This window comes from Mesorhizobium sp. M0166 (genome assembly GCF_040322255.1).
Classification (GTDB): Bacteria; Pseudomonadota; Alphaproteobacteria; order Rhizobiales; family Rhizobiaceae; genus Mesorhizobium.
The window spans coordinates 1-2,610 of sequence record NZ_JAMYTD010000094.1 but is presented as its reverse complement, the minus strand read 5'-3'; the positions used below and the strand labels follow the sequence as shown (position 1 = coordinate 2,610).

Annotated in this window: 2 protein-coding genes; one reads left to right on the top strand and one right to left on the bottom strand. The window is 60.1% G+C overall.

The genetic code is table 11. From position 1 onward, the window contains the following. Window positions 1-1,219: RecQ family ATP-dependent DNA helicase (locus NKJ46_RS34515; RefSeq protein WP_352671794.1), on the bottom strand; the 1,219-nt coding region annotated here is incomplete at its 3' end. A 413-nt stretch (window positions 1,220-1,632) separates the two neighbouring features. Here NKJ46_RS34515 and NKJ46_RS34510 point away from each other — a divergent pair. Further along, window positions 1,633-2,235: a cupin domain-containing protein gene (locus NKJ46_RS34510; protein WP_352671792.1), complete on the top strand. Its 603-nt coding sequence runs from the start codon at window positions 1,633-1,635 to the stop codon at window positions 2,233-2,235. The last annotated feature ends 375 nt before the right edge of the window (window positions 2,236-2,610 follow it).

Below are 2,610 nucleotides of genomic sequence, written 5' to 3'. Positions count from 1 at the left end.
CAAGGTCATGCGCATCGGCCTCGCCGAATTCCACGCCATCAAGTACGGAACCAAACTCAATCTGCAAAATGTGTGAATCCGATAGTTGCCATTCTGGAGGGAAGGACTGGCCGATGAAATAACTATTGATTTCGTCGTCTTCGGCGCCACCCATGAGCACGCCCACGGCATCATCAATCCCGCGACCGGCACGTCCCACTTGCTGGTAGTAGTGGACGATTGATTGCGGAGCCTGAAAGTGCACGACGAAGCTCAGGTCCGGTTTGTCGAAGCCCATACCGAGCGCATTGGTAGCAACCAACACCTTCACCTCGTTCTTAATAAGCATGCTCTCTAATTCTTCGCGGCTGGTTGCGGGCTCACCATCCTCGTCCTCGCCCCCGACACCGCTGTGGTAGGCGCGGGCGTCAATGTCCTGTGACCTAAGCCACGCCGTGACACGATTCACGTCTCGCTTAGTAAGAGCATAGACAATGCCGCTGCCGGGAAGCTGCCTTATTGCTTGCGCGAGCCAAGCGAGCCGCGCCGCGCGGTCAGGTAGGATCACCGTCTGCAGGCTGAGAGTCTCTCGGGCCAACGGCCCTCGCTGCAGCTGTGTGCCATCGCCAAGTTGCGCCATCACATCCGCCACCACTCGGTCGTTAGCCGTGGCTGTTGTCGCAAGCACGGCCACATTCGGCGGAAGCTGAGCCAGAATGCGGTCTATTCGCTGATAGTCAGGCCGAAAGTCGTGTCCCCAGTCCGAGATACAGTGCGCCTCGTCCACGACCAGAAACTGTATCCTGTCCGCGATTGGCAACAGACAATTGTCAAGGAATTCCTGATTTGCCAGCCTCTCGGGCGACACGAGGAGTAGGTCGACCTGGTTGTCGCGCACGCGCGCCATGATGCCGTCCCAATCCTCGCGATTAGTCGTGTTAATGGTCACAGCTCGGAGACCTAGCCGCTCCGCAGCCTCAAGTTGGTTGCGCATTAATGCCAGCAGTGGAGAGATGATGAGTGTGGCTCCTGCGCCTGCATCGCGGAGTATACGAGTCGCCACAAAGTAAACCATGCTCTTGCCCCAGCCGGTGCGCTGGACAAGGAGAACACGCCGACGACCATTCGCGATGGCCTCGATCGCCGCCCATTGGCCATTCTTGAACTCCATCGCGGCACTATCGGTGGCTTCGCGCAGCAATTCCTGCGCCTCATTGTGTGTGACCATCTTCTCCCCCACGGCAATCGCCTAATAAGCGACACTTACAAGCGGAATGCACTACAACGGCAAATTGCGATAGACGCAATCACGCCGCCGCTCCATTTTGAGGTGCCGATGTCAGGTTCCGGCCAAACTGACGTAATCCGGACGCCCAGGATGGCACTCGTGCCGCTTGTCACTTGGTGAATCGGTATTGGGTCAACAGCAGATTTGGTGACACACGTAACGCAGCAACACCTCAAGCCGCCAGCAGCATTGCGCCCTACCTCGGATAATCGCCGCCAGTTCCACATTCGTCGTGCCGGACCTTGTTGCGGCGCCAAGCGTCGCCCTGCCGGCCACATAGCTCCCAGTTCGTCGCCTCAGCGGAACCGACCCGCCATGCAGCCGGTTAATCCGGCAGAAGCTCACCACCAACCCAAGGCCACACCATGAGCATCCTGCAAACCACGAAGAAAGCCGCCGAGCAGGCCACCGGCATCGCAAGACCAGACAAGCGCGAGGTCGGCGATCTTGTAATCCAGCGCAAACCGAACGAGTTTCGCTTCACGGACGACGGCCTCGTCCCCAACCATCCGTTCTGGCCGCTGGTCGTCTATCGCGGCGCGGTGAAGCTGCCTGAAGACTTCGATCCGGCGGCGGTCATGGAGGCGATTTTCGACGCTAATGGCTGGGGCGATAGCTGGCGCGACGGCATCTACGACTACGCTCACTATCATTCGCAGATTCACGAGGTGCTGGGCGTCGCGCGCGGCACGGCAAAAGTCCGGTTTGGCGGCAAGATGGGACGAACGCTGTCGCTGAAGGCCGGCGACGTCGCGGTGCTTCCTGCCGGCACCGGGCACCAGTGCCTTTCCGCATCCGACGATTTTCTGGTCGTCGGCGCCTATCCTCCATCCGGCACCTATGACCTGTGCACGACCGCCGCCGATCATGCCAAGGCGGTCGTCACGATCCCCAGGGTTGGCCGTCCGCGCAATGACCCTGTCTACGGAGGCAAAGGCCCGTTGCTCGCAGCCTGGGAAAGGGACTGAAGTCGTTCTTTTCGAAGGGGCTTGCGGGTTGGCTTCGTGGCTCAAACCGAACCTTTGACCAACACCTAGCGCCACCGACGAAGAAGGCCGCCTTGTAGATAGATGGCGAAGCGGATCGTGCCGCTGTCGGCGTGCGCAGCGCTGGCAAATCAGGCCTGGCGCTATATTATTGCAGTGACCCTGCCCGACGCATTGAGGCGACAACTGACTTGCGCCTGCCGGACTTCGATGCCACCTTTTCCAGCGTAGTCTATTCGCACCTCGATCGGCGCCGTGAGTCCACCTCGACCTTGACGCAAGGCGCCTGCGCTTACCGCGTGGACATTGACGGCGCCAAGTGGCGTCGCAGCGGCCACGATCGCCGTGCGGCAGGCT

Coding starts and splice junctions, on each gene's coding strand:
- NKJ46_RS34510 (WP_352671792.1), top strand. CDS start 1,633: ATGAGCATCCTGCAAACCACGAAGAAAGCCGCCGAGCAGGCCACCGGC.